Source organism: Streptomyces sp. NPDC056361 (assembly GCF_042262805.1).
Taxonomy (GTDB): domain Bacteria; phylum Actinomycetota; class Actinomycetes; order Streptomycetales; family Streptomycetaceae; genus Streptomyces.
In genome coordinates this window covers 1-25,171 of sequence record NZ_JBHJQI010000134.1, presented here as the reverse complement: position 1 = coordinate 25,171, position 25,171 = coordinate 1, and the positions used below count along the sequence as shown (strand labels likewise).

Genomic DNA, 25,171 nt, shown 5'->3' with positions numbered 1-25,171 from the left:
AGTGCCGGGCCGCCGCCGTATTCCGCGCTTGGGAGAATCTTTATCGGTGGCATATGTCACCCGGCGTCAACCCCTCCTTACGGTCGCGTAGGTCACATCCGAAAGGGAAGGATGTGGTCCCGTGGCAGACGATTCGAGATCAACAGACAAGAACGCATTCGGGTCGTACACGGCGATCGGTGACAGCTTCACCGAGGGCGTCGGAGACCCCGGGCCCGACGGGACGTACGTCGGCTGGGCGGACCGCTTCGCGGTCCTGCTCGCCGACGAGCTGCCGGAGCACGACGACTTCCGCTACGCCAACCTGGCCGTACGCGGGCGCCTCCTCGACCAGATCGTGGCGGAACAGGTCCCCCGGGCGAAGGAACTCGCCCCCGACCTGGTGACCTTCTGCGCCGGCGGCAACGACATCATCCGCCCCGGCACGGACCCCGACGACGTCGCCGAGCGCTTCGAACGCGCCGTCGCCGACCTGACCTCCGCCGTCGGCACCGTCATGGTGACCACCGGCTTCGACACCCGCGACGTGATCCTCCTCAAGCACCTGCGCGGCAAGATCGCCACGTACAACGGACACGTCCGGGCCATCGCCGACCGCTACGACTGCCCGGTCCTCGACCTGTGGTCGCTGAAGTCCGTCCAGGACCGGCGCGCCTGGGACGACGACCGGCTCCACCTCTCCCCGGACGGCCACACCCGCGTCGCACTCCGCGCCGCCCAGGTCCTCGGCCTCCCCGTGCCCGCCGACCCGGACCAGCCCTGGCCCCCGGTCCCCCCGCGCGGCACCCTCGAAGTCCGCCGCGACGACATCCACTGGGCCAAGGAGTACCTCGTCCCCTGGATCGGCCGCCGCCTCCGCGGCGAAAGCTCCGGCGACCACGTCGAGGCCAAGCGCCCCGACCTCATGCCCCTGTAGTCAGGGGGAGGGCCGGCGGGGGAAGGACGGCGGGGATCCGCTCCAGGACCCCGCCGGCGAACACGTCGTACAGCGGCAGCGTCTCCAGGTGGACGTAGCCGATGTGGCAGTCGCAGACGGCGAGGGGGCAGGCCCGGGGGCGCAGGGCGGCGCGGTACGAGCCGTCGTACAGGTTCCCCAGCTCCGCCCTGACGAAGTGGCAGCGCCGCACCGTCCCCTCGCCGTCCACCGAGATCACCGACTCGCCCGTCCGGCAGGGCAGCCCCGCCGACCGGTGCGGATGCCGGCTGTACGGGAAGAGCGGGTCGATCCCCGTCCACTCCGCCGCCTCCGCGTCGGTGTACGCGTGCCCCTCCGCCGCGTTCACCCAGAGGTACACGTGCGGCGGCAGAGCGGCGCGCAGCCGCCGGGCGTCCTCGGCGTGTTCGGGCAGCCCGACCACGCCGACGCTGAACCGGACGCCGCGCCCGGCGAGGTCGAGGCATTTCGCCAGGAAGCGCTCGTACGGCGTCTGGCCGGGGTGGTACGTGCACCAGAGCGCCACGGTCTCCGGGTCCGCCTCCGCCAGCCAGTCGGTGCGGCAGCTCAGATTGGTCTGGATCGCCACCCGCTCCACGTGCGGCAGCCGGGAGAGGCCGACCAGCGCCCGCCGGTACCAGGAGCGCACGAGACCCTCGCCCCACGGAGTGAAGAGGATCCGCAGCCGGTCGCCGGTCTGCCCGGCGGCCCACCCGGTGAACCGTTCGAGCGCCGCCCGGTCCGCGCGCAGCAGCTCGGGGGTGTCCCGCCGCTTCGCGAACGGGCAGTACGGGCAGTCGAAGTCGCAGGAGGAGAGCGGGCCCCGGTACAGCACGGTCAGGTCCGTGCCCGAGGACGGGTTCGGGTCCACGGCGGCCCGCTACTTCGCCTCGTACGCGGCCATCGCGGCCCGTACGGCGGGGGAGAAGAGTTCGGGGCCGAGCCCGTCCGAGTGCGCGAGGCCCTCGGGCGACAGCCGCAGCAGGCCCGCCGGCGCGTCCGCGTCCAGCCAGCCGAGCGCCTCGAACCGGGCGAGCTCGGGGCCGAAGTCGGCCGCGGGAGAGGAACCGAACCGCTCCTCGTACCCGTCGACGGGCATGCCCTGCGCCTGGAGCAGCGACTGGAGGAGGTGACGGCGCCTCGCCTCGGCCCCGGTCATCCCGTAGCCGTGCGGGGCGCGGGAGAAGTCCTCCGTCTCCGTGTAGACGTCGATGATCGAGCGGATCTCCCGCATGTCCACGGCGTAGTCGAAGGAGTAGTGCAGGGCGGAGGTGTACGAGCGGGCCCCGCACCCCAGGCCGATCATGCCGTCCGTCTGGCAGGCGTGGTCGTCGGGTCCCGAGGGCCCGGCGTCCGCGCGGCGGAACATCCGCATCGACACCTGCTCGTAGCCGCGTGCGAGGAGGTGGTCCCGGCCGTACCGGTAGAGGCGGAGCCGCTGCTCGTCCCAGGCGCGGTCGGCGGCCGCGGGGTCCTGGAGCCGGCCGAGGCCGGTGAGCGGGCGCACGTACAGCGGATAGAGGTAGAGCTCCTCGGGCCGCCAGGCGAGGGCCGCGTCCAGCGAGACCTGCCAGGACCGCTCGGTCTGGCCGTCGATCCCGTAGATCAGGTCGATGTTGAGCACGGGGACGCCGCTGTCCCGGATCCGGCCGAGCGCGGCCTCCACGTCGGCACGGCGCTGCGGCCGGACCGCCGCCCGCGCCTCGGCCTCCACGAAGCTCTGCACCCCGATGCTCAACCGGGTCGCGCCCCGCTCGGCGAGCAGGGCGAGCCGGTCGGCCGTCGCGGTCGCGGGCGAGGTCTCCACGGACAGCGGCACCGCCCGCAGGTCCACCCCCATCCGCTTCTCGGCGATGTCGCAGAGCCGCTCCAGCTCGCCTGCCGTCAGGAAGGTGGGCGTGCCGCCCCCGAAGGCGGCCGTGGCGAACCGCACCGGGCCGCCGTCCCCGAGGGCCTCGCGCACGGCCGCGGCCTGGCGGTCGAGCGCGTCCAGGTAGCGGGTCGTCAGCCCGTCCGGGGCACCGACGCGGGTGAAGAGGTTGCAGAAGCCGCAGCGGACCTCGCAGAACGGTATGTGCGCGTAGAGGGAGAGCGCGTCCTTCGGCTCGTCCGCCCAGAGGACGGCCAGCTCCGGGAGCCCGGCGAGCTCCCGGTACGCCGTCTTGTGCGGATAGGCGTAGACGTAGCTCCGGTACGGGCGGGGGGCGGGGGTGCTCACGCGGCGGCCTCCCGGTCGGGTCCCGGCAGGACGAACTGCGCGTACGGCACGGTCCACACGACCTCGTGGCCGAGCCGGTGCCCGGTGTGGCCGTCCTCCCCGTACGCGGTGCCGTGGTCCGAGCAGACGATCGCGAAACAGGGCCGACGGCTGCTCATCGCGGCGAAGAGCCGACCGATGTGCCGGTCGACGTACTCCAGGGCCGCCGCGTGCGTGGCCCGGGAGTCGCCCGCCCCACTGCTCGCCCCCGGCAGGTGGAACCAGTTGGGCTGGTGCAGCGCCGACACGTTGACGAAGAGGAACAGGCGGCGCTCGCGGGGGAGCCCGGCGACCACCTCCTCGGCCCGCGCGACCTGGGACTCGAACGACGTGGGCGAGGCGACGCCGAAGGACGGCTCCCAGTGGCTCTCCTGGAAGAGGCCCGGCAGTACCGCGCCCAGCGGCGGCCGCCCGTTGAAGAACCCCACGCCGCCGATGCAGACCGTCCGGTAGCCCTCGCCCGCCAGCGCGGACACCAGGTCGGGCGTGTCGTAGACGTACGTCCCGCCGGCCGTCGTCTCGCTCCCCGCGAACCGGGCCGCGAACAGCCTCGGATGCGGCCCCGGGGCGGCCGGCGTCGGCAGGAAACCGGCGAAGATCGCCTGGTGCGAGGCGTACGTGAAGCTCCCGGGCGCGTGCCGGCGCTCCCAGCCGCCGCCGGGCAGGTGCCGGGCCAGGTTCGGCAGCCGTCCCCCGGCCGCCAGCTCGACGGCCACGTCGTACCGCAGCGTGTCGAGGGTGACCAGGAGCACGTCGTGGCTGCCGACGATCGCGTTCATGTCGGGCTGGTTCACGGGGTGCTCGTTCCTGTGGTGCCGTTGTCGTAGGGGTGCGGGAAATCCGCCGCGACCTGCGCCGCGTAGGTGTCGAGGCCCTCGGCGCCGCGGCCGGGCAGGCCCGTGAGGCCGGGCAGCAGGTCCCCGAAGGCGTTGACCTCGCCCACGGCGAAGCGGCGCCACCCGGTGGCCGGCAGCAGATCGACCCCCACGCAGCGGGTGCCGGGGAACGCGGCGGCGGCCCGCTCGCACACGTCGAGCGCGTCCTCCCACCGCCCGCCGGCGGCGGTGATCGCCGCCCGGGCCGCCTCCAGGTCGCCCCGGGCTCCGCCCAGGTGCAGGTTCGTCATGGGGGAGCGGCCGGTCCGGAGCACGGCATGGGTGGCCCGCCCGCCGACGACCACGACCCGCAGGTCGGCGGCCCGGCCGCCCTGGGTGGCCTTCGGCAGCCACCGCTCGACGTGCAGGCCGTCGGGGGCGAGGGCGTCCACGATCGCGGCCACCTCGTGCTCGCTCGTGTAGCGCCGTACCCGCAAGGAGTTGAAGAGCCGTCCGCCCGGACCGCGCTCCACCGAGGTGGTGGCCTGGACCCGGCCCGCCCCGTTCGTCTCCACGGCGAGCACGCCCGACGCGGAGGAGCCGTGCGCGAGCTTCACGAACACCCGGCGCAGCCCCGGCCGCTCGGTCAGCGACCGGACGTCCGCCCAGCCGCGCACGACAGGGGCGGCGGGACCGGACGTCGGCGAATCGGGCACCGGCACCCCGGCGGCCCGCAGCCGGCCGTGGCTCAGCCGTTTGTCGAAGAGGACGGGCAGCTCGCCGGGATCGTCGACCAGCGCCGCCCCCGCCTCCGCCACGGCTGCGGCGAGGCCGGCCGCGGCGGCGGTGAACCGCTCGTACCAGAGGCCGCTGCCCTCGACCCGGGCCGGATCGTCGACGCCGCGCAGCAGCCGGTCGGCCTCCGGGTCCTCGCCGGGCGAGTCGAGCCGTACGGTCTCGCCGGCGGCGAACCGGGCCCGGCCGCGCAGCACCTCGGGCCAGGACACCACCCGCGCCCCGGGCAGCCCGGCGGCCCGCAGCGCGTCCTGGAAGAACGCGACGCGGCGCCCCGCCGGATCGCCGACGACCACGAGCCGCGGTCCGGTGCCGGGACGCGGGCGGACGGTCATTCGGCGACCGCGACGTACCGGTAGACCTCGCCGTCGCCGTCGTCCTCCGGCTCCCGGGCGTCGCCGAGGTCGACGGTCACGCCGTGCGGGACGAGCGCGGCGAGGACCCGCTCCCGCATGGCCTCGGACAGGTAGTGGTGGGACAGGTCGAGGTGGGCGAGGTGGGTCAGCGACCGCCCGCCCAGGAGCGCCGCCGCGCCCTCGTCGGTGAGGACGCCCATGGAGAGGTCGAGGCGCTCGACGCGCGCGACGACGGGCGCGCCCGCCACGGCGGCGGCGACGGCGTCCTGGATCACGCTGTTGCGCAGGCCGAGGCTCCGCAGCGCGGGGAAGACCGTCCCGGCGAGCAGCGGCGCGAGGTCCTCCGGCGTGCTGTCGCCGCCGTACTCGTCCGTGCCGAGCCAGAGCTCCAGGTTCTCCAGGGCGGGCAGGTCACTGCCCACGACACCGCGCACCACCTCGGCGCCCAGGCCCCCGGTCTCCAGCACCAGGGTCTCCAGGCCGGTGTGCCGGACCGGGGGGAAGGCCAGCCCCGAGCCCCCGCGCACCCCCAGCTCGCGCAGCGCCGGGTAGGCGGCGAGCAGCGGCGTCACGTCGGACTGGACGATCCACGAGATCTCGCAGTCCTCGCCGGTCATGTCCCCGAGGAACACCGCGGCCAGGGCCGCCAGCCGGTTGTTGGCGCCGATCAGGGCGGTCACGATGTCGGCCGACGAGTTCTCGTACGCCTCGTCCCAGCCGCCGACGACCAGCGCCCGCACCCGCCCCGCGTCGACCGCCTTCAGGAACCGCTCGAACCGCGCCCCCCACAGCTCGTCGCCGGGATCGGAGTACGTCGGGGCGGAGATCCGCCAGGCGACCCGGTCCGCCTCGGGGAGCTCCACCCGCGCGTCCGCGTCCGGGAAGTCGAACACGGGCAGGCCGTGGAATTCCTGAAGGTAGTGGCCAACGGTCATGGCGGTGCTCCAGACAACGGACGAGTGGGGTCGGCTGACGGAAGAGTTCTACCAAGCGCCACCGACAGCGTCCCGGCCCGGGTCGGTCCGGGCGGGGAACGGGGCGCGGCTGGTACGGAGAGGTGAAGGGAGCGGCCGGTCAGGAGTGGCGCGCGGGAGGCGGGGCCGCCGGGTGCTGGGATGTGCCCGCCGGAGCACCGGCACTCACGTTTCGAAGGGACCGCCCGTGACGATCCGCCGGCCCAGCGCCGCCCGTACCGCCCGTCTGCTCGCCGCCACCGCCGTGCTGGGCGGGCTTCTCGTCGGCACGGCGGGTCCCGCGCTGGCGGCCGTGCCCGCGCGGACGGCCCTCCGTGTCGCCGCCGCGGAGCCTGCGCCCGCGACGGTGACCGTCAGCGGGCAGGGCCGCGCGTCCTCCGCGCCGGACCTGGCGATCCTCTCCGTCGGCGTCGAGGCCGCCAAGAAGACGGCGAAGGAGGCGATGGCGGCGCAGAGCACCGCGGCCGAGGCGCTCCTGGAGGTGCTGCACAAGCAGGGGATCGCCGACCGGGACATCCGTACCGACAGCCTCTCCCTGTCCCCCGCGTACACCCAGAACGCCGCGGGCGAGAACAAGGTGACCGGGTATCAGGCGGGGCAGACGTTCTCCGTGAAGGTCCGCGACATCGACAGGACGGGGCAGGTCATCGGCGCCGTCAACGAGGCCACGGGGGACTCGGGTCGGATCAACGGCGTCGTCTTCGACGTCGCCGACCCGACGGCGCTGCGGGCGAAGGCGCGCGAGGCCGCGTACCGGGACGCGTACGACAAGGCGGAGCAGCACGCCCGGCTCAGCGGCCACCGGCTCGGCCGGCTGGTCTCGCTCAGCGAGGGCGAGTCCGTGCGGCCCGGCATCGGCGCGGCGCCCGGCATCTCCGCCGACGAGCCGAGCGTCCCGACGGCCCCCGGCGAGATCGAGGAGCAGGTCACGGTGTCGGCGGTCTACGAGCTGCTCTGACGGGGGAGGGGCGGGTTGTCGTCGCCGCGGCTCGGCCCCCGGCCCCGGCCTGTGCGTCGCGAGGCCGGGGGCGGGTTGTCGTCGTCTGCCCGGCTCCGTCGCGGGCGGCCGGACGGGCGGACGCGGCTACTCCGCGGCGGGGCGCCGTGCGGGCGGTTCGGCCGGCTCGGGGGCTTCGGCGAGGGCCTCGGCCGGGTCTTCGGCAGGGGCTTCGTCCGGTGTGTCGGTGGGCAGGCCGAGTTCGCGGGTGAGGGCGGCGTCGGCCCAGCGGAGCATGGCGGTGCGGGAGAGGGAGCCGGCGTAGGCGGTGGTCTGTACGGCGAGGCCGTCGAGGAAGGCGGTGAGGCGCCAGGCGGTGGCCGCGGGGTCGGGGCAGTGGAACTCGCCGGCGGCGGCGCCTTCCGCGATGACGCGGGTCAGGGCGGCCTTCCACTCCTGGTCGAGGGAGGTGGCGACCCGGCGGAGTCCGGGGTCGCGGAGCGAGGCGGCCCAGCCCTCGATCCAGAGGCGCCAGCCCTTGGCCTGGCCGGTCGGGGCGTACCAGCGGACGGCGGCCCGGAGGCGCCGCACCGCGGTGGAGCGGCGTCCCAGCAGGCGGCGCAGGTGGGCGAGGTCGGCCTCGGCCGCGTGGGCGAAGGCGGCCGTGACCAGCTGTTCCTTGGTGGAGAAGTGGTAGAGCACCAGGGCGTTGCTGACGCCGAGGGCGGAGGCGACGTCGGAGATCCGGACGGCCGCGACGCCGCGCGCCTCGATCTGCTCGACGGCGGCCCGCAGCAGCTCGTCCCGCCGCTCCGCCACGCTCAACCGCACTCTCGCCACGCCGTGCAGCCTACACAGCACATGACAAGGGCATGATCATCAACGGCCGCGGTGCGGGCCCGGCTCAGTACCAGCCGTAGCGTTCGGAGATCACCGGCAGTCGCTCTGCCACCAGCGCGTGCGCCGCAGCGCGCGGGGTGGTGCCGTGCGCCGCCCGGTCGAGGATCGCGCCGACGAGCGTCCGCATCGCGCCGCGCACCCGCTCGAAGGCCTGGTCGGCGTCGGCCTCGATGTCGCCGAAGAGCGTCCACCACCACCAGGCGTTGGTGCACGAGTTCACGACCACGTCCGGCAGCACGGTCACCCCGCGCGCGGTGAGGGCCTCCTCGGCCTCCGGCAGGACCGGCATGTTGGCGGCCTCGGCGATCCAGCGGGCCGTGATCCGCGCCTGGTTCCCGGCGTCGATCGCGTACGAGACGGCCGCGGGGACGAGGACCTCCGCGTCGACCGCGAGCCAGGCGTCCCCGGGCTCCTCCCGGTCCCCGGGGCGCAGCGCGGCGCGGTCGACGGCGCCGTGGGCGTCGCGGGCGGCGAGGAGCGCCTCCACGTCCAGGCCGTCGGGGTTCACGATCGTGCCCCGGACGTCGGCCACGGCGACCACGCGCAGCCCGGCCCGCGCCAGGAACCGGGCGGTCGCCCCGCCCATGGTGCCGAGGCCCTGCACGGACACCCGGGTCCCGGCGTGCTCCCGGCCGGCCCGGTCGAGGGCGACGAGCACGGACTCGGCGACCCCGAGGCCGCCCACCAGCTCGTCGAGGCCGATGCCGTCCACCTCGATCGCGAACGCGTCGGAGAGCCGCTTCCTGGCCGCCTCCTCGTCGTCCAGGAGGGGGTACACGGCCTGCACCGAGGAGACCAGGCCGGCTTCGGCCACGGCGCGGTCCACCAGGTCCTGGGTGAGCCCCAGGTCCTCCCCGGTGGTCCAGAACCGCTCGACGTACGGCCGCATCGCGCGCAGGTAGCGCACGAGGACGCCGTACGCCTCCGGGGAGCGGGGGTCGCAGTCGATGCCGCCCTTGGCGCCGCCCAGCGGTACGTACCGGGCCGTCGGGTCGTAGTGCAGGGCCTCCTTCATGGTCATCCCGCGGGCGAGCCCGGCCACCTCGTCCGCCGTGCACCCCTCCCGCATCCGCAGCCCGCCGCTGGCCACGCCGCGCACCAGCCGGTCGACCACCAGGTGGCCCCGGCGCCCGGTCACGTGATCGGTCCAGTCGACGGAAAGCAGGGGGGCGGTACTCATCGCGGGGCTCCTCGGGAGGGACGTTCGGCCGATCGGCCGTACTGAACAGCGATTCAGTATGGCCGACCGTCCCGACCGTTCGGGGCGCGGGCCGCCCATAATGGAACGACCCCCAGAGATCAGGAGGTCCTGTGACCGGTACCGGCTCCGACCGCTCGCCGCGGGCCCGGCTGCGCGCGCTGCGCCCCGAGTCCTTCGGCGCGGATCCCACGGGAGAGCGCCTCGCCCGCATCCACCGCTCGCCGAACTTCGCGGACGGGATCTTCCAGAACCCCGAACCGGCCCGACGCGGCCCCTCCGGCTCCGGCGTCGAGTTCGCCAAGATCTACTTCGACAAGGAAGGGCGCACGCGCCGCGCCCCCACCGGCACGATCCCCGTGCACCCGACCACCCTGGCCGACCTGTCCAAGGCCCCGGCCACCGGGCTGCGCCTCACCTGGATGGGGCACTCGGGCGTCCTCGCGGAGATCGACGGCCACCGGGTCCTCTTCGACCCGGTCTGGGGCGACCGCTGCTCCCCCTTCCCCTTCGCCGGCCCGAAGCGGCTCCACCCGGTGCCCCTGCCGCTCGCCGCGCTCGGCCCGGTCGACGTCGTCGTGATCTCGCACGACCACTACGACCACCTCGACCTGCCCACGATCAAGGCGCTCGCCACCACCGACACCGTCTTCGCGGTGCCGCTCGGCGTCGGCGCCCACCTGGAGCGCTGGGGCGTGCCCGCGTCCCGCCTGCGCGAGCTCGACTGGAACGAGTCCACCGAGATCGGCGAGCTGACGCTCACGGCCACCCCGGCCCGCCACTTCTGCGGCCGCGGCCTCCGCAACCGGCAGATGACCCTCTGGGCCTCCTGGGTCGTCGCCGGCCCCGCCCACCGGATCTTCCACAGCGGCGACACCGGCTACTTCTCCGGCTTCGAGGACATCGGCGCCGCCCACGGCCCCTTCGACGCCACCATGATCCAGATCGGCGCCTACTCCGAGTTCTGGCCGGACATCCACATGACCCCCGCCGAGGGCATGCGGGCCCACCTCGACCTCCAGGGCGGCGCGCCCGGCGGCGTGATGCTGCCGATCCACTGGGGCACCTTCAACCTGGCCCCGCACCCGTGGGCGGAGCCGGGGGAGTGGACCGGGGACGCGGCCGAGGAGGCGGGTCAGGCCGTGGCGTTCCCCCGGCCCGGCGAACCGTTCGAGCCCGCGGGGAAGCTGCCCGGGGAGTCGTGGTGGCGGGGCGTCTCCCGCCCGAGCGACCGTCCGTGGCGCCGCCCCCGGAGCGTCGGGGTCGCGGCCGAGGAGACGCGCAGCGACGATCTCGACCTGGCGGGCGAGCGGTGACGCCGGACGGGCACGGGGGCGCCGCGCGTCGCGGTCCGCGCGCACGGCACGGGCTGTCGGCGGTCTGAGGTCGGCGGGACTGCCCCGCCGACCTCGCCCGTCCGTCTTGGAAACCGCAGGTCAGACCGCCGGCAGCGCGTGGGCGTGCGCGGCGGCCAGGGTGATGCGCACGGCCCGGTCCGCGGTCGTGTCGTCGACCGGTTCGCCGGTGAACACGAGCCGGAAGTAGATCGGCGCGGCGAGGGTCCTGAGGAGCTCGGCGGGGTCGGTGCCGGCGGGGAGTTCGCCCCGCTCGACGGCTCGGGTGACCACGGGCTCGGCCCGCCGGAAGCGGTCGTCGAAGAGCGCGTTCTTGATCTCGGCGAGCCGGGGGACGCGTACGGCGTCCGAGAGGACGGTGGTGAGCAGGGCCCGGCCCGCCGGCGTGGTCATGGTGGCGACGAGGGCGCGGGCCAGCTCGCGCAGGTCGCCCTCCACCGCTCCGGTGTCGGGGATCGGGACGTCCGTGGCGAAGTGACCGGCCAGCGCGTCGGCGACAAGGCGGTCGGAGTCGCTCCAGTTCCGGTAGATCGTCGTCTTGTGGACGCCGGCCCGCCGGGCGACGCCGTCGACGGTGAGCGCCGCGTACCCGGTCTGCGTGAGCTCGGCGATGGTCGCCTCCAGCACGGCGGCCCGCATCTTCTCGCCTCGCCCGACAGCGGGTGCGCGCCTCGGGGACGGCTCGGCAGGCTTCATTGCAACTCCCAGTTGCGTTGGTGGCTGGTCATGCGACAGGATCAAGTTATCGCAACTTCGAGTCGCAATACTGCCGCGTGCCTTCGGGGCCGCCGGCGTTCCCGACCCACGAATCGAGATCTCCATGACCCGTGACTCCCGGGCGACCGCCCGAGCCTCGCTGCGCGTGCCGGAGCCCCTCCCCGACCAGTCGGGGCGGCTGGTCGTCGTCACCGGCGCCAACAGCGGCATCGGGTACGTCACCGCCCGGGAGCTCGCCCGCCGCGGCGCTCATGTCGTCCTGGCCTGCCGCAGCCGTGAGCGCGGGCGGGACGCGGTGGAGCGGCTCTGCTCCGAAGTCCCCGGCGCCCGCGCCGAACTCCGCCTGCTCGACCTCGCCGACCTGGCGTCCATCCGCCGTTTCGCCGAGGGCTGGGACCGGGACCGGATCGATCTGCTGGTCAACAACGCCGGTGTGGCGATGGTGTCGTTCTCCCGGACCGCCGACGGATTCGAGTCCCAGTTCGGCATCAACCACCTCGGCACCTTCGCGCTCACCGGCCTCCTCATGCCTCACCTGCTGGCCTCCGCCGACCCCCGTGTGGTCACGGTCAGCAGCGAGGGCCAGCGATTCGCGCGGTTCGACATGGCCAACCTCAACGCCGAGCACCGCTACCGGTCGGCGTTCGCCTACGTGCAGTCCAAGCGGGCGAACCTCTACTTCGCCGTCGAACTGCAGCGCAGGGCCGACGCCTCCGGGCTGAGGCTGCGCAGCATGGCCGTGGCTCCCGGACTCACCCGCTCCAACGTGCTCACCGGCGGCGCCAACGGAGCCAGGGGCCGCGCGTACGCGACCCTCGTCCGCCTGCTCCTGCGCGTCGCCTTCCGCCCGACGCCGGACGGGGCCAGGACCTCCCTGTACGCCTCGACCGTCCCCGGCCTGCCGGGAGGGAGTTACGTCGTGCCCGACGGGCCGTTCCAGCTCCGCGGCGAGCCCGTCCTCCGCGACCGGGAGCGCGCCATCCGGGACGCCGCCACGGCCCGGCGGCTGTGGGCGCTCTCGGAACGGCTCACCGGCGTGCGGTACCCGCGGGTGGCCGGGTAGGTTCCGGTCTCACCGTCGGTCACGGGCCGGCGGGGGGCGGCGAGCCGGGAAGCGGCGGCCCGGATGCCGGACGGTCGCCGGCGCGGACGAGGGGCGGGGAGCGCCCGAGGGGGGTTCGGAATCGGGCGGAAGCATCCCGACCGGGCGGTTCGCGCCCCCTCCGAGGGATTCCGGTCAGCAGTGAATTCCGCAGAGGGCGGGGGCGTGGGAACGCCTCCGCCCTCTTCCGCTCCTGTTCAGCGGGGCGCGCCGGCATGGCGGCATCGGGTTTCGGCCAATGGTTCTCGGCCTGTCGTGAGGGGGGTGATACCAGACCGGGTCGCTCTACGGGTAAGTTTGCCAACTGCGCACCGCACATGAACGGTTGACGACTACAGTGTGTGGTTGATGATCATCGGTAGGCTCATCGCATCCCCCCTCAGACCACCCCCGTAGACCTCGTGGAAAACTCCCGCAGTACGCCGATTCCCGGGCACGTACCAAGGACACTCATGTCTCAACTTCGCGCACCCGCCTCGCGGTCCGACCGACGCGAGGGCGGGCGGCACGGCCGGTCAGGCGCCCGCTCCGCCTCCGGCACCAGCAGCACCCCGCCGGCACAGCCCCCCACACCGCTCCTGACGGAAGTCCGCATACGCCCCCAACTCCTGCGCACCTCCGTGCTTCCCGCCGTCGCGGTGGCACTCGGCGGCGCGGCGGCCGTTCTCTTCACCATCCGCTCCACCGGCGCCAGCCCCACGCCCGGCCTCTGGGCCGCGCTCACCGGCGCCGCCGCCCTCACGGTCGCCTCCGTGACGGCCGCCGCGCTCGGCGCCGACCGGGCCGCCAAGGCGGTCCTCGACCGCTGCAACGCCCTGCGCCGCACCAGCGCCCGCGACCAGAGCGAACTGCGCACGGTCGTCGAACAGTTGCGCAAGGGCGAAGGCATCCCGCCCCGCCCCGCGCTGCCGACCGGCGCCGTCGCCGGCGACGAGTTCGACCTGCTCTCACAGGAACTGACCCGCTCTCACGAGGCCGCCGTGGCAGCCGTCGTGCAGGCGTCCCGGCTCTCCAGCAGCGTCGGAAACGAACAGAAGGTCGAGGTCTTCGTCAACCTCGCCCGGCGCCTCCAGTCCCTGGTCCACCGCGAGATCCAGCTCCTCGACGAGCTGGAGAACGAGGTCGAGGACCCGGAGCTGCTCAAGGGCCTGTTCCACGTCGACCACCTGGCCACCCGCATCCGCCGGCACGCCGAGAACCTCGCCGTGCTCGGTGGCGCCATCTCGCGCCGCCAGTGGTCGAACCCGGTCACCATGACCGAGGTGCTGCGCTCCTCCATCGCCGAGGTCGAGCAGTACCCGCGAGTGAAGCTCGTCCCCCCGATCGACGGTACGCTCCGGGGCCATGCCGTGGCCGACGTCATCCACCTCCTCGCCGAACTCGTCGAGAACGCGACGCTGTTCTCCGCGCCGCACACCACGGTGCTGCTGCGCGCCCAGTACGTCACGGCCGGCCTCGCGATCGAGGTCGAGGACCGCGGACTCGGCATGCCCGTCACCGAGCAGAACAAGATGAACGCCCTGCTCGCCGACCCTGATCAGGTCAACGTCGCGCATCTGCTCCAGGACGGGCGCATCGGACTCTTCGTCGTCTCGGCGCTGGCCCGGCGGCACGGCATCGCCGTACGCCTCCAGTCCAACATCTACGGCGGCGTCCAGGCCGTCCTGGTCCTCCCGCAGGGCCTCCTCGGCGCCGACCCCGAGGGCCTGGCGCAGCACGAGCGCCAGGCCGCCGCGACCGCCGGATCCTCGGCCGTCCCGCCCGGCCAGGTGCAGATGCAGACGCAGTCCCCGGCGCCGTCCCAGCCGGCGCCCGCCACGCCGCCCATGCCGCACCCGGTGGCGGCCCAGGCACCGAACCCGCTGACGGCCCCCCTGGCCGCCCCGGCTCCGAACCAGGCGCCGGCCCACCACCGGCCGCCCGTGCCCACGGCCCAGGCGCCCACGCACATGGCCCAGGCGCCCGCGCCCATGGCCATGAACGGGACGACGAACGGGACGGCCCCCGCCGCCCACGTACCGCCGTCCCCGCCCTCCCCGGAGCGGACCGCCCTCCGCCACGAGGAGACCCCCGGGTCCGGCTCGCTCGCGTACCCCCGCACGAGTGCGCCGACCAACGGGTACGCGGACTTCGACCGCGCCCCCGGGATACCGGGTCAGCAGAGCGGCGCCGACCACACGGCCCCGCCCGCCTCCCTGATCTCGCCGCTCCCCCCGGCCCCCCCTGCCGAGGCCCCCGGCCGTCCGCTGCTCCCCAAGCGGCGCGCCCAGGAGCACCTCGTCCCGCAGCTGCGCGACGAACCCGTGGCCCGGAGGTCCGAGGAGCACGCCCTGCACGACCCCGGTCTGATGGCCGCGTTCCAGCGCGGAATCGGCCTCGCCGAGTCCCAGCCCGCCCCCCAAGAAGCGCTGCGTCCAGACGACGCGCACAAGGAGTAGACACCATGGCGAGCAATGCGCCGACCGGCCATTCCTCGGACCTCGACTGGCTGCTGAGCGGACTGGTCCAGCGGGTCCCGTACACCCGCAACGCCGTTCTGCTCTCCTCCGACGGCCTCGTGAAGTCCGTGCACGGCCTCGACCCCGACGCCGCCGACCACATGGCCGCCCTCGCCTCCGGGCTGTACTCGCTCGGCCGGAGCGCGGGCGCCCGGTTCGGCGACGGCGGCGAGGTCCGTCAGGTGGTCGTGGAACTCGACTCCACCCTCCTGTTCGTCTCCACCGCGGGCTCCGGCACGTGCCTGGCCGTCCTGGCCGGGCGCGAGGCGGACGCCGCCGTCCTCGGCTACGAGATGGCGATGCTCGTCAAGAGCGTCCGGCCGTACCTGGTCACTCCCGCCCGGCAGGCCGCCGGCCTGGTGGGTGGCCTCGGACAGTGAACGTGACGTCCGCACAGGAAGGGCCCTGGCTCGACGACGCGGCCGGCCGGCTGATCCGCCCGTACACCGTCAGCGGTGGGCGGACCAAGCCGACCACCGCACTCGACCTGCTGTCGATGGTGATGGCAACCGGATCGTCACCCCAGACGCACATGGGTCCCGAGCACAGCCTGGCCCTCGGGCTGTGCGACGGGCCCACCTCGGTGGCCGAGATCGCGGCGCACTTACGGCTCCCGGCCGTGGTCACCAAGGTCCTGCTCTCCGATCTCGTGGACTGCGGGGCGCTCACCGCCCGGGCACCCCGCTTCCACGCCACCCCAACCGACCGTTCCTTGCTGGAGGCAGTGCTCGATGGCCTACGACAACGGCTCTGAGCGCCACGACGGTTCCTCGGCCGATCCCTTCCCCACCGCACTCAAGATCCTGGTGGCGGGCGGATTCGGCGTGGGCAAGACGACCCTCGTGGGCGCGGTCAGCGAGATCGAACCGCTGAGCACCGAGGAGCTGCTGACCTCGGTCAGCGCGGCCACCGACAGCCTGGAGGGCGTGGAGTCCAAGACCACGACCACCGTCGCCATGGACTTCGGCCGCATCACGCTCGACGACCGGCACGTGCTCTACCTGTTCGGCACACCGGGGCAGGAGCGCTTCTGGTTCATGTGGGACGAGCTCTCCGAAGGGGCGCTCGGCGCGGTCGTCCTCGCCGACACCCGACGGCTCCAGGAGTGCTTCTCCGCCGTGGACTTCTTCGAGCGCCGGGGCATCCGGTTCGTCGTGGCGGTCAACGAGTTCGACGGCGCCTACCGCTACGAACCCGACGAGGTCCGGGCGGCGCTCGACCTCAAGCCGGACGTGCCGGTCGTCCTCACCGACGCCCGGATCTCCAGTTCCGGCATCCGTACCCTGCTGACCCTGGTGCAGCACCTGCTCACCACCATCCCGGACACCGTGCCGAGCTACGGAGCCACACCATGACCTACGACCCGACCGGTCACCTCCTGCTGACCCCCATCGACAAGGAGGCGCCGGCCCGCGTCCAGCGGCTGCGTGAGCTCGGGCTCGGGGAGCGGCCGGACCCGGCGTTCGACGAGTTCGCCCACCGGCTCGCGGACGTGACCGGCGCCCCGTTCTCGATGGTCAACTTCATCGACGAGAACCGGCAGTTCTTCGCCGGGCTGCACACGCCCGAGGGCACCCACTCGGGCAGCGACCTCGGCGTGGCGGCCGCGGGCGGCGGCGGTGTCGGCCGCTACATGGCCCGCGACCACGGCTACTGCCCGCACGTCGTGGTCCGTCGCAAGGCGCTCGTCCTGGAGGACGTCTGCGACTACCCGCGCTTCGCGGGCAACCCGGTCGTGGACGAGATCGGCATCCGCTCGTACATGGGCGCGCCGCTGATCGACCGTACCGGCGTCGCGCTGGGCACCATCTGCGTGGTCGACACCGACGTCCGGCCGTGGGGGCGTGCCGGTCTCGAGACGATCAAGGCCATGGCGGCCGAGCTGATGGAGCAGATCAACCGGCGCGAGGACGGCATGTTCTGACCGTCACCGCGTGACATGCCGGAGCCCCGGTACGGCCGAGACCGTACCGGGGCTCCGGCATGTCGGTACTCCGGAAGGTCCGCGTACCTTCCGGAAGGTCCGTGTGCCCGGCGTCCCAGGGGGATCAGGCGTGCATCGGCTCCAGCTCCAGCTCCAGGTCGGGTGTCCTGACCAGCTCGGAAAGCCGCTCGGACCAGCTGCCCTTGTCCTGGCCGAGGGCGACCTCGGCCAGGCGCAGGAGCTGGATGTCGGAGGTGCCGGCCGGGGCGAAGATGTGGTGCGCGTCCCGGAGGTACCGCTCGATGGCCCGGTCCGTGAAGAGGCCCGCCGCGGCGTGGATCTCCATGGCGTTGCGGCCGGAGTCGATCGCCGACTCGACGTTGACGAGCTTGGCGTTCATCAGCTCGGCATCGCAGGAGCGGCCCTGGTCGAGCAGGTGCACGGCGTGGTACGCGGCCAGCCGGGCGGTCATCAGCCGGGACTGCATCTGGCCCAGCTTCAGCTTGACCGTCGGGAGGTCGTGGAGCGGCTTGCCGTAGCGGATCCGCTCGGACGCGAAGCGGGTGGTCTCCTCCAGGATCGCCTGGTGGATGCCGAGGGAGACGGCGGTGAGGTTGGCCCGCCCGTACAGCACGCTGGAGGAGTACGCGACGGACAGGCCGTCGCCCTCGTCGCCGAGCCGGTTGGCGGCCGGCACCCGGCAGTTCTCGAAGATGAGCTCGCCGAAGCTGAAGCCGTGGAGTCCCATCGCCGTCTGCTGCGGACCGGTTCTGAACCCCGGGCGATCGGATTCGACCAGGAAAGCGGTGAGTCCCTTCGATCCAGGACCGGTCCTGACCACGACGCCGTGCAGATCGCCCACGTGGCTGTTGCCGACGAAGACCTTGCGGCCGTTCAGGATGTAGTCGTCGCCGTCCCGCACCGCGCTGGCGCTCATGCCGAGGACGTGACCGCCCGACTCGGGCTCGGTGACCGCGATGGTCGGCAGGCACTCACCGGCGGCGATCGTCGGCAGCCAGGTCTTGCGCTGCTCGTCACTGCCGAAGTGGACGATCTTCGCCGTGCCGAGCTGCGAGGCCTGGACCATGGCGCCCATCGCGCCGCTGACCCGGGAGAGCTCCTCGATGATGATCGTCTTGGCCAGGTGGCCGGCCCCCATGCCGCCGTACTCCTGGCTGATTGTCGCGCCCAACCAGCCCTGCTCGGCGATGCGTCGGGACAGCTCGTGGTGGACCGTCCGCGATGCCTCCATCTCGGCTATCCGTGGCCGAACCTCACTCTCCGCGAAGTCGCGGACCTTCTCCCTGAGCTGATGATGCAGGCGGCTGCTGAAGTAGCTGTCCATCCGAGTCCCTCCCGCGAAGCTCCTGATCGGCGAGTCGACCGAGCAGGTGGTGCATCGGCAGTGGCCCCGTCCCGAACAGGCCGACCACTTCATGGTGTTGATCTTTCCGGGGTGGAGCAATATCGCCACGATTTTTGGCCGAAAACGGAACGGTTGACGTTTGTTTCCGACTATGTTTCGCGTGCTCTTGGCCTGCTCGGTCCGATCCCGGGTCCCTTCCCCGTGGGCATCTTTCTGCCACATGCCAACGGCAACGAACTCTCGGGCATATGGCCGCGACCTCCCCCGCTTCACCACATCCGCCCCTTCATCATCAGAGAGGCGGCATTCCGGATCTCTTCCCTCCTCCTTCCTGCCCAGGTGACGAGCCCCCCGGACCCACCCGACGCCCCTCTCCGCCCCCCACCGGGGGCGCGCGGGCGCACCCCCCAGCGCACCAGCGCGTCACACAGAGTGAGCAATCCCTTCCGTGTGCACCCCCTCCCACGCCCACCACGAAAGGCGTTCGTGACCACCCGAGAAAGTGCGGTATTGTTCTCATGCGCGTTCAGCCAGGGGAAACCCCAGGTCAGACGGGCACCGGGACGTGGCGCAGCTTGGTAGCGCACTTGACTGGGGGTCAAGGGGTCGCAGGTTCAAATCCTGTCGTCCCGACTCGAAAGAGTCGCAGGTCAGAGGCCGTTTCAGAGCAATCTGAAACGGCCTCTGACTCGTTTTGGGGACCAGTTGGGTACCAACTCGCCTTGACCCCGTGTCGACGAGGCCGCTGGGAGCGACCTTGCCCCAGCCCCGGTACTCGGCGTGGGAGGCGGCCACGAGCGCGTCGGCCGGCTCGGCGGGCGCTTCCCAGTCGGGCAGGCTGGTGCTCGCGGGCCGGCACTACGCGTACCTGTCATCCTGAGAGATGGGGGTCGTGCGTCTTCAATTCCGGACCGCGTAGGGCGAGTTCCATGTTCGTGTCGCCGTAGAAGGAGGACCCTGAGGCGGTTGCGCAGTTCGCCGGCCGGGACAGGCGAACCGAGGACCCCGGCGTTCCGGGGCCCTCGGTTCGTCAGGCGGGTGTCACGCCGCTTCCGACGTCACTGCGTTGTGGAGATTACGGCGCGAGGGCCATGTCGAAGAGGTGGATGTCGGCGTTGGCCGGCAGGACGACGAACGAGACCTGCTTGGCGGGGTCGAGGGGGATCGAGTGGGCGAAGACGCGGTACGCGATGCCGGCGTTGCCGTAGCCGCTCGGCCGGTTGCGCCCGTCGCTCGACGCCACGAGGGCCGCCCCGTGGGCGTTCGCGGGGTCGAACGACCAGTTCGGGAACCCGAACGTGCCTGACGTGGTGGTGCCGTCCGCGTAGTGCACGGTGGCGCTGCCGGTGGCGCCGCTGCCCACACCCGATCCGAGGAACACGAGCTTGCCGCCCGACCCGGAGAGGGTCACGGCCTGGCCGGAGGTGGAGACGTTGTCCTTGCTGCCGGGGGCGATGTCCGGCCAGGTCAGGCGGGCGCCGAGGGCGTTGACGGTGCCGCCTCGGATGAGGCCGGCGGCGGCCAGCTTCTGTGCGGAGAAGCTGTTGCCCTCGCCGTCGTAGTCGCCCGGTGCGGTGTCGGCCTCGTCCGTGATGCCGACGTTGTTGTACGCGGCGGCGAGGGAGGCCAGCGGTGTGCCGCTGAGCTCGGTGCGGGTGCCCGTGGCGGTGCCGAGGCCGTCGCCGCCCTGGTAGGTCGCCGTCGCGGTGAAGGTGCGGACGGTGAAGGCCGGGCGGCGCTCGGGCACCTGGATGCGGAAGGTGGCCCGGGCCGTGGCGCCGGCCGCGTACGTGCCGTCCACCGTCTGTGACGACGGCTGCACCGCCCAGCCCACCGGCCCGGCGAAGGACACCTTCAGCGACCGCAGCCGGTCGGGTCCGGCGTTCTTGATGGTGACCTGCACGGTCGAGATGGCGGGTCCGTCGAGGTCGACGGCGGATATGGCGACCTCCGTCTTCGCCCCTGCCGTGTCGGCCGGCGTCCCGGACGCCGGCTGCGCGGAGGCGGAGGCGGGGGAGAGGGCCACGACGGCGGTCACGGCCGCGGCCAGGGTCCTGAGGGCGGTGCCCCAGTGGCGGGGGTGTCTCATGTCTTCTGCTCCTGGAGAGGGGGTTGGGTCGATCGGCGCGTCAGGCGACGGGGGGCATGTCCGAGGGTCGGGAGTCGAGGCCCAGGCGCAGGTTGACCCAGTCGCCGCGGGTGAAGTCCGGTACGGTCACCGGTCGACCATCCTTCGCCAGGGACATGACACTCAGAGGTACCGGTGCGCACCACGCTGCGGAGTCGTAGACGTCGATGTCGGGGACGAGGCCGGCCCGCATCTGCTGGACGGTGCGCCACTGGAGGACGTAGTCCATGCCCCCGTGGCCGCCGTTGTTCGCCGCGTCGTCGCCGATCTTCTTCCACAGCCAGTGGTCGAACTCCTTGCGGTACGACCCGAAGTCCCGCCAGGAGTGCCCGCCGTGGTCGGGCTCCACGTAGATGCGTCCGCCGTCGGACGACACCACGCCCGCGTAGTCCTCGAAGATGCCCCGGCTGCCGGCGAGGGTGTTGATGCGGCTGTACGGCCGCGGCGAGCTGACGTCGTGCTCGGCCCGGATGACGCGGCCCTGCGCCGTGTCGATGAGGCAGGTGACGAGGTCGCCGTTGACGTAGGTCTCGTTCCACGAGGGGTGCGAGCGGTCGACGAAGCGGGCCCGGTAGTCGGCGAGGCCCTTGGGCTCGGTGGCGGTGGCGCGCAGGGTGGTCATCCGGTCCCCGCGGTTGATGTCCATGGCGGCGGCGATCGGCGCGAGGCCGTGCATGGCGTAGAAGGAGGCGGTGCTGCGGGTGTGCCAGAGCCGCCGCCAGCTGTCGGTGTAGTACGTGTCGGAGAACAGCAGCGCGCGCAGGTCGTGCAGGTAGCCGCCGTGGCCGTTGGTGATGTCGCCGAACATGCCTTCGTGCGCCATTTTCAGCATGGCCAGCTCGTTCCGGCCGTAGCTGCAGTTCTCCGCGAGCATCAGGTGCCTGCGGGTGCGCTCGGAGGTGTCGACGAGGTCCCACAGCTCGTCGAGCTCGGTGGCGATGGGCAATTCGACGATGACGTGCTTGCCGGCCAGCAGCGCGGCCTTGCCCTGCTCGTAGTGGAACTCCCAGGGCGTGGCGATGTAGACCAGATCGATGTCGTCGCGCTTCAGCAGCTCCGCGTGCGAGTCGGCGGAGCCGCCGTACTCGGCGGGACGCGGCTTGCCCTTGCCGACGAGCTGGTCGGCGGTCCGCTTGGCGCGGTCGGCCCGGATGTCGCACACGGCGGTCACGACGCAGCCGGGCACCGAGGCCCAGCCCAGGGTCATGCCGCTGCCCCGGTTGCCGAGGCCGATGACGCCGACGCGGACGCTGGCGTGGACGTCATGGGCGACGCCGATCATGCTCTTCTGCCCGGGCCCGCGGCGGGGTGTCCCGGGCGCCGGTGCCGCGGCGGCTTCCAGAGCCGTCGCGCCGAGCCCGGCCATGGCGGCTCCGGTGGCGACCGCTCCTCCCATAAGTGAACGACGCGAAAGGGAAGGGAACTTGGGCATGGCGCTCCTCGGTGCGAAGGCGGGCTCGTATGAGGCACGACTCTGGCGGTGACCACACCTCGTGTCAATAGATGCTCGAAACAGCTCCCTAGTGAGTATCTTCAATCAACTGGAATGCGTGAATCGAGCACCCTCCGGGCACTGTCGGAGTGGAGGTCGCCGAGCGCGAGCGGGCACGAAGGGGCGGCCGCCCGGTCGGAGGACCGGGCGGCCGTGTGAGGGGGCGGGTGGAGGTTGCTACTGACCGATGAAGCCCGTGTACAGGAGGCTGTTGGGCGAGCCGGAGCCGATGCTCGTCGGCTTGCCCTTGGTGGCGTTGTCCTTGAGGGCCGCCTGGACCTGGGCCGGGGTGGCCGTGCGGTTGGCCGAGAGGTGGAGCGCCGCCGCGCCGGTCACGTGCGGGGTGGCCATGGAGGTGTCGGACATGGTGGCGGAGGCGGTGTTGCTCGTGATGCCGACCGAGACGATGTCGGAGCCGGGCGCGAAGATGCCGACGCAGGAACCGATGTTGGAGAAGCTGGAACGACTGTCGGTCCGGGCGCTCGCGCCGACCGCAGTGGGGAACGCTAAACGGATTCGTGCACGAGTCCAGGATGGACGGCACAGTTCGCGAACGGAGAACGAATCGGGGGCGGCGTGCGCCGAAGCGGCTTGGTAGGGCTGTGGAGGTCGCGACGGCGTGGGCGTGCGTCGCGTGACGCGTTTCCTGGCCGGGTGGCCTGATCTTGGCTCGCTCGTACGGATGAAGGCTCGTACTTCCTCGCGCACGTCGTGGTCCTGGCCCGCGAGGCTCGCATCGACAGTTTGCCGCCGGTCAGGCGATGACGACGATGGAGGACACGGCCCGATGAGCACCAACGAGACGTACATGGACTTGAACATCGAACCGAAGCCGATCCGCGGGCATCTTCTCGGCGCCGCGACCGTCGTCTTCGGCGATGACCAGGAGAACGGGCGCCGGGAGACGATCGTCTTCTCCGGGTTCACCCAGATCAACAAGTGGCCCATGCCCGGTTTCGAGCACGAGGTCGACGAGAAGAAGAACGCGTCGTTCAACGCCGAGCTGATCTCCGCTCCCGAGGTCGGGATCAAGGGCTACAGCTACGAGTTGAACGACCGCATCCAGATCCTTACGAACCCGTTCCGACCCAACCAGGGCCGTGTCGGGCAGACAGTGGCCGGTGCGAACTTCCCCGCGGAGTTCCGGCTCCGTCGGTTCGGGATCATCGAGACCAGCACCCTGCGGCTGGTCAACAAGGACGGCATCGACACGGTGGGTGCCCTGGACGGGGTGCCGCCCTTCAAGGAGCCGCTGACCGGCCCCTTCCTCGACGCGAAGCTCGGCGGGAACGCGGATGCCCGGCCGGCGACGAACGTGCTCCGCGCTGCCGGCCCGTCGGTGGCCTGGTACACGTCCGACGACGAGAACGCGCCGGCCGGGGACGCTCCGGCGCTGTTCTTCGCCAAGGGTCAGAACTCCTTCACGACCATGCTCGTCGACCCCTCGCTGATCATGCAGAGCACCCTGGAGGGATCCCTGACCCTCACGGTCGACGGCAAGACCGTCAAGGTGGACCTGGCAGGCAATCGTGCCCTGGCCGGCGGTGCGGAGATCCTCCTGTTCGGACCCGAGAAGCACGACAAGGGCCTCGGAGTGCAGGCCCAGTTGTCCCGCCTGGCGGTGGTCGGCGACTGCGCCGAGCTGGGCGGGCGCGTCATGCTGCGGGCGAGCTGGGCGCGGCCCTCGGAGGGCGCGTACGGCAAGGGCGACGAAGACAGCCTCAGCCGCGTCGCCTACCCGGCGGACCTGCACCTGAACACGCACTTCGAGCTCTCCACGCCTACCGGCACCCTCTACGCGGACGCAGGGGTACCGCTGTTCGGCCGCCCGGACTCCCTGGAGGCCGAGGGCACCGAACTGCGCGCCGAGAGCGCCGACGTCCCGCTGGTGACGGAGTCCGGCACGACCAAGGCCCGCATCACCGACGTCCGGCTGGTCATGCGCGACACGTGGGCCGGCGAGTCGGCGCCGGTCAGCGACTGACGGCTCGGCACACGCGCCCTTGCGGAACTCGGCGCCTCCCGGTGCGCCGGCAGCTGCCGACCCTTCGTGCTGGTCCGGCCCCAGTCGGCCGGCCCAGCGCCAGGGGCGAGCACCCTCCAGCTCGGCGCCCTGATCGCGGTCGATGGCGTTGTGGCGCGAGGGTCATGGGTGCTTCGCGCAGCCGAGAGCCGGTACGGCTCCCCCCGTACCGGCTGCAACAGGTGCGGCGCGATTCCTGGATTGGGGGATCTACCTCGCGTCGCGGACCGACGAGCCGGCGGCGATGAGGGCTGCGGTTCCTGCGGTGGCTGCCAGGGCGGCGAACAGGGGTGGGTGGCCGCCCAGCGGTGGGGCGAGGAGGGCTGAGGTGAAGGGGGCGAGGGCTGATGCGGTCATGGCGGGGGCGCTGAGGAGTCCGGAGAGCGTGCCGTAGTGGGTGGTCCCCCATCGGTCGGTGATGGCGGTGGCCTGGAGGAGGGTGAGGTTGCCGCGTACCACGCCGGCGGCGATGGACAGGGCTGTCACGAGGGCGTAGGGGCCGGGTGTGAGGGCGAGGGCGGCGGTGGTCAGGCTTCCGAGGGTGATGAGGACGACGGTCCGGGTGGTCGTGTCGGTGCGGCGGGCGAGCGTGGCGTAGAGGGTGCGGCCGAGGGTTTGGCCGGCGCCGCCGAGGCCGAGGGCCCAGGCGGCCTGGCTGGTGGTGTAGCCGCGTTCGAGTAGGAGCGGGACGAGGGTGACGACGACGGCGTACATGGCGAACGCCGAGAGGGTGAACGCCAGGGCGAGCAGCAGGAAGGGGCTGCTGCGGACCACGTTCTGCGGGGTGGTGTCGGTGTGGGCAGGTGACGGTGGGGCCGGTGGCCACGGTGCTCTGAGGGCGAGGGCGTGGGCCGGAATCGTGATGGCGGCGAGGATCGCGGCGAGCACGAGGTAGGTGGACCGCCAGGACAAGTGATCGGCGAGGACGGCGGTGAGAGGTGCGAAGACGGTGGAGGCGAGGCCGCCGGCGAGGGTGACGATGGTGAGGGCGCGGACATGGTCGGGCGTCCACCAGCGGGTGACTGCGGCGAAGGCGGGCTGGTAGAAGGTGGCGGCCATGGCGAGCCCGGCCAGGGCCCATCCGGCGAAGAACACCGGGAGGTTGGGAGCGAGGGCCACGATCGACAGGCTCAGGGCTCCGAGGACTGACCCCGTGGTCATGATGGTCCGGGGGCCGTGGTGGTCGATGATGCGGCCGACGCGGATTCCGGCGATGCCGGAGATGACGAGGGCGAGCGAGAAGGCGGCCATGGTGGCGCCGGTGGACCAGCCGGTGGCGGCGGTGATCTGGGGGTTCAGGACGGGGAAGGCGTAGTAGACGATTCCCCAGCCGGTGATCTGGGTGGCGCAGAGCGCGGGCAGGACGGCGCGGGGCCGCGACCGGTCCCCTGTTCCGGTCG

Annotated in this window: 24 protein-coding genes and 1 tRNA gene; 12 read left to right on the top strand and 13 right to left on the bottom strand. The window is 72.6% G+C overall.

Annotated elements, in window-relative coordinates:
- Positions 1 to 121 precede the first annotated feature (121 nt).
- A complete protein-coding gene (locus ACFCY7_RS31925) occupies positions 122 to 916 on the top strand; it encodes an SGNH/GDSL hydrolase family protein (RefSeq protein WP_376489541.1) in 795 nt (264 codons plus the stop codon).
- On the opposite strand, the gene ACFCY7_RS31920 is transcribed toward ACFCY7_RS31925, so the two are convergent.
- Genes ACFCY7_RS31920 through ACFCY7_RS31900 form a run of 5 tightly spaced genes read right to left on the bottom strand, consistent with a single transcriptional unit; the run spans position 903 to position 6,092 of the window.
- A complete protein-coding gene (locus ACFCY7_RS31920; protein ID WP_376489540.1) occupies positions 903 to 1,805 on the bottom strand; it encodes an STM4011 family radical SAM protein in 903 nt (300 codons plus the stop codon). The two genes, ACFCY7_RS31925 and ACFCY7_RS31920, sit on opposite strands and share 14 nt — an antisense overlap.
- A 9-nt stretch (positions 1,806 to 1,814) precedes the next feature.
- Positions 1,815 to 3,152, bottom strand: coding sequence for an STM4012 family radical SAM protein (locus tag ACFCY7_RS31915; RefSeq protein WP_376489539.1), 1,338 nt, complete (start codon positions 3,150 to 3,152; stop codon positions 1,815 to 1,817).
- Positions 3,149 to 3,970, bottom strand: a complete 822-nt coding sequence (locus ACFCY7_RS31910) for an STM4013/SEN3800 family hydrolase (RefSeq protein WP_376489543.1) — start codon at positions 3,968 to 3,970, stop codon at positions 3,149 to 3,151. The genes ACFCY7_RS31915 and ACFCY7_RS31910 overlap by 4 nt, the downstream gene beginning before the upstream one ends.
- An 11-nt stretch (positions 3,971 to 3,981) precedes the next feature.
- Positions 3,982 to 5,136, bottom strand: coding sequence for an STM4014 family protein (locus ACFCY7_RS31905; RefSeq protein WP_376489538.1), 1,155 nt, complete (start codon positions 5,134 to 5,136; stop codon positions 3,982 to 3,984).
- Complete coding sequence (locus ACFCY7_RS31900; RefSeq protein WP_376489537.1) at positions 5,133 to 6,092, bottom strand: STM4015 family protein; 960 nt, start codon at positions 6,090 to 6,092, stop codon at positions 5,133 to 5,135. The genes ACFCY7_RS31905 and ACFCY7_RS31900 overlap by 4 nt, the downstream gene beginning before the upstream one ends.
- A gap of 226 nt (positions 6,093 to 6,318) precedes the next feature.
- On the opposite strand from ACFCY7_RS31900, the gene ACFCY7_RS31895 reads away from it, so the two are divergent.
- A complete protein-coding gene (locus ACFCY7_RS31895; protein WP_376489536.1) occupies positions 6,319 to 7,089 on the top strand; it encodes an SIMPL domain-containing protein in 771 nt (256 codons plus the stop codon).
- A gap of 126 nt (positions 7,090 to 7,215) precedes the next feature.
- Here the strand turns inward: ACFCY7_RS31895 and ACFCY7_RS31890 are convergent, their stop codons facing one another.
- Complete coding sequence (locus ACFCY7_RS31890; protein WP_376489535.1) at positions 7,216 to 7,908, bottom strand: TetR/AcrR family transcriptional regulator; 693 nt, start codon at positions 7,906 to 7,908, stop codon at positions 7,216 to 7,218.
- Positions 7,909 to 7,972: 64 nt separating this feature from the next.
- Entirely contained in the window at positions 7,973 to 9,148 is a 1,176-nt protein-coding gene (locus ACFCY7_RS31885) for a Glu/Leu/Phe/Val dehydrogenase dimerization domain-containing protein (protein WP_376489534.1), read from the bottom strand.
- Between the two features lie 131 nt (positions 9,149 to 9,279).
- Between ACFCY7_RS31885 and ACFCY7_RS31880 the strand changes: the two genes are divergently transcribed.
- Entirely contained in the window at positions 9,280 to 10,482 is a 1,203-nt protein-coding gene (locus ACFCY7_RS31880; protein WP_376489533.1) for an MBL fold metallo-hydrolase, read from the top strand.
- 120 nt (positions 10,483 to 10,602) lie between these two features.
- Here ACFCY7_RS31880 and ACFCY7_RS31875 read toward each other — a convergent pair whose 3' ends face one another.
- On the bottom strand, positions 10,603 to 11,160 hold the full coding sequence (locus ACFCY7_RS31875) for a TetR/AcrR family transcriptional regulator (protein WP_376489532.1): 558 nt from the start codon (positions 11,158 to 11,160) through the stop codon (positions 10,603 to 10,605).
- Between the two features lie 181 nt (positions 11,161 to 11,341).
- Between ACFCY7_RS31875 and ACFCY7_RS31870 the strand changes: the two genes are divergently transcribed.
- From ACFCY7_RS31870 to ACFCY7_RS31845, 6 genes are all read left to right on the top strand, one after another.
- A complete protein-coding gene (locus tag ACFCY7_RS31870) occupies positions 11,342 to 12,301 on the top strand; it encodes an oxidoreductase (RefSeq protein ID WP_376489531.1) in 960 nt (319 codons plus the stop codon).
- 491 nt (positions 12,302 to 12,792) lie between these two features.
- Positions 12,793 to 14,778 carry an ATP-binding protein gene (locus tag ACFCY7_RS31865; protein ID WP_376489530.1) on the top strand — a complete coding sequence of 662 codons (1,986 nt, stop codon included), beginning with the start codon at positions 12,793 to 12,795 and terminating at the stop codon, positions 14,776 to 14,778.
- 5 nt (positions 14,779 to 14,783) lie between these two features.
- Positions 14,784 to 15,218 carry a roadblock/LC7 domain-containing protein gene (locus ACFCY7_RS31860; RefSeq protein WP_017236638.1) on the top strand — a complete coding sequence of 145 codons (435 nt, stop codon included), beginning with the start codon at positions 14,784 to 14,786 and terminating at the stop codon, positions 15,216 to 15,218.
- On the top strand, positions 15,215 to 15,592 hold the full coding sequence (locus ACFCY7_RS31855; protein ID WP_376489529.1) for a DUF742 domain-containing protein: 378 nt from the start codon (positions 15,215 to 15,217) through the stop codon (positions 15,590 to 15,592). The genes ACFCY7_RS31860 and ACFCY7_RS31855 overlap by 4 nt, the downstream gene beginning before the upstream one ends.
- Entirely contained in the window at positions 15,570 to 16,193 is a 624-nt protein-coding gene (locus tag ACFCY7_RS31850; RefSeq protein ID WP_376489528.1) for an ATP/GTP-binding protein, read from the top strand. Before ACFCY7_RS31855 ends, ACFCY7_RS31850 begins: the two co-directional genes overlap by 23 nt.
- Positions 16,190 to 16,762, top strand: a complete 573-nt coding sequence (locus ACFCY7_RS31845) for a GAF domain-containing protein (RefSeq protein WP_367819905.1) — start codon at positions 16,190 to 16,192, stop codon at positions 16,760 to 16,762. The genes ACFCY7_RS31850 and ACFCY7_RS31845 overlap by 4 nt, the downstream gene beginning before the upstream one ends.
- A gap of 124 nt (positions 16,763 to 16,886) precedes the next feature.
- Here ACFCY7_RS31845 and ACFCY7_RS31840 read toward each other — a convergent pair whose 3' ends face one another.
- Positions 16,887 to 18,107, bottom strand: coding sequence for an acyl-CoA dehydrogenase family protein (locus ACFCY7_RS31840; RefSeq protein WP_376489527.1), 1,221 nt, complete (start codon positions 18,105 to 18,107; stop codon positions 16,887 to 16,889).
- Positions 18,108 to 18,687: 580 nt separating this feature from the next.
- Between ACFCY7_RS31840 and ACFCY7_RS31835 the strand changes: the two genes are divergently transcribed.
- Positions 18,688 to 18,761: transfer RNA gene (locus ACFCY7_RS31835), tRNA-Pro, on the top strand.
- 442 nt (positions 18,762 to 19,203) lie between these two features.
- Here ACFCY7_RS31835 and ACFCY7_RS31830 read toward each other — a convergent pair.
- The 3 genes from ACFCY7_RS31830 to ACFCY7_RS31820 all read right to left on the bottom strand — a co-directional run bounded on the left by ACFCY7_RS31830 (position 19,204) and on the right by ACFCY7_RS31820 (position 22,195).
- Positions 19,204 to 20,217 (bottom strand): NEW3 domain-containing protein, encoded by a 1,014-nt coding sequence (locus ACFCY7_RS31830; RefSeq protein ID WP_376489526.1) that lies wholly within the window; start codon positions 20,215 to 20,217, stop codon positions 19,204 to 19,206.
- Positions 20,218 to 20,257: 40 nt separating this feature from the next.
- On the bottom strand, positions 20,258 to 21,688 hold the full coding sequence (locus tag ACFCY7_RS31825) for a Gfo/Idh/MocA family protein (RefSeq protein WP_376489525.1): 1,431 nt from the start codon (positions 21,686 to 21,688) through the stop codon (positions 20,258 to 20,260).
- Between the two features lie 237 nt (positions 21,689 to 21,925).
- Complete coding sequence (locus tag ACFCY7_RS31820; RefSeq protein ID WP_376489542.1) at positions 21,926 to 22,195, bottom strand: S8 family serine peptidase; 270 nt, start codon at positions 22,193 to 22,195, stop codon at positions 21,926 to 21,928.
- Here ACFCY7_RS31820 and ACFCY7_RS31815 point away from each other — a divergent pair.
- A complete protein-coding gene (locus ACFCY7_RS31815; RefSeq protein ID WP_376489544.1) occupies positions 22,113 to 22,346 on the top strand; it encodes a hypothetical protein in 234 nt (77 codons plus the stop codon). The genes ACFCY7_RS31820 and ACFCY7_RS31815 overlap by 83 nt on opposite strands.
- Positions 22,347 to 22,535: 189 nt before the next feature.
- The gene (locus ACFCY7_RS31810) at positions 22,536 to 23,732 is read left to right on the top strand and encodes a DUF6004 family protein (RefSeq protein ID WP_376489524.1); all 1,197 of its coding nucleotides are present in this window, start codon (positions 22,536 to 22,538) and stop codon (positions 23,730 to 23,732) included.
- Between the two features lie 249 nt (positions 23,733 to 23,981).
- Here ACFCY7_RS31810 and ACFCY7_RS31805 read toward each other — a convergent pair.
- Positions 23,982 to 25,171 (bottom strand): MFS transporter (locus ACFCY7_RS31805; protein WP_376489523.1); only part of this gene is annotated, 1,190 nt, incomplete at its 5' end.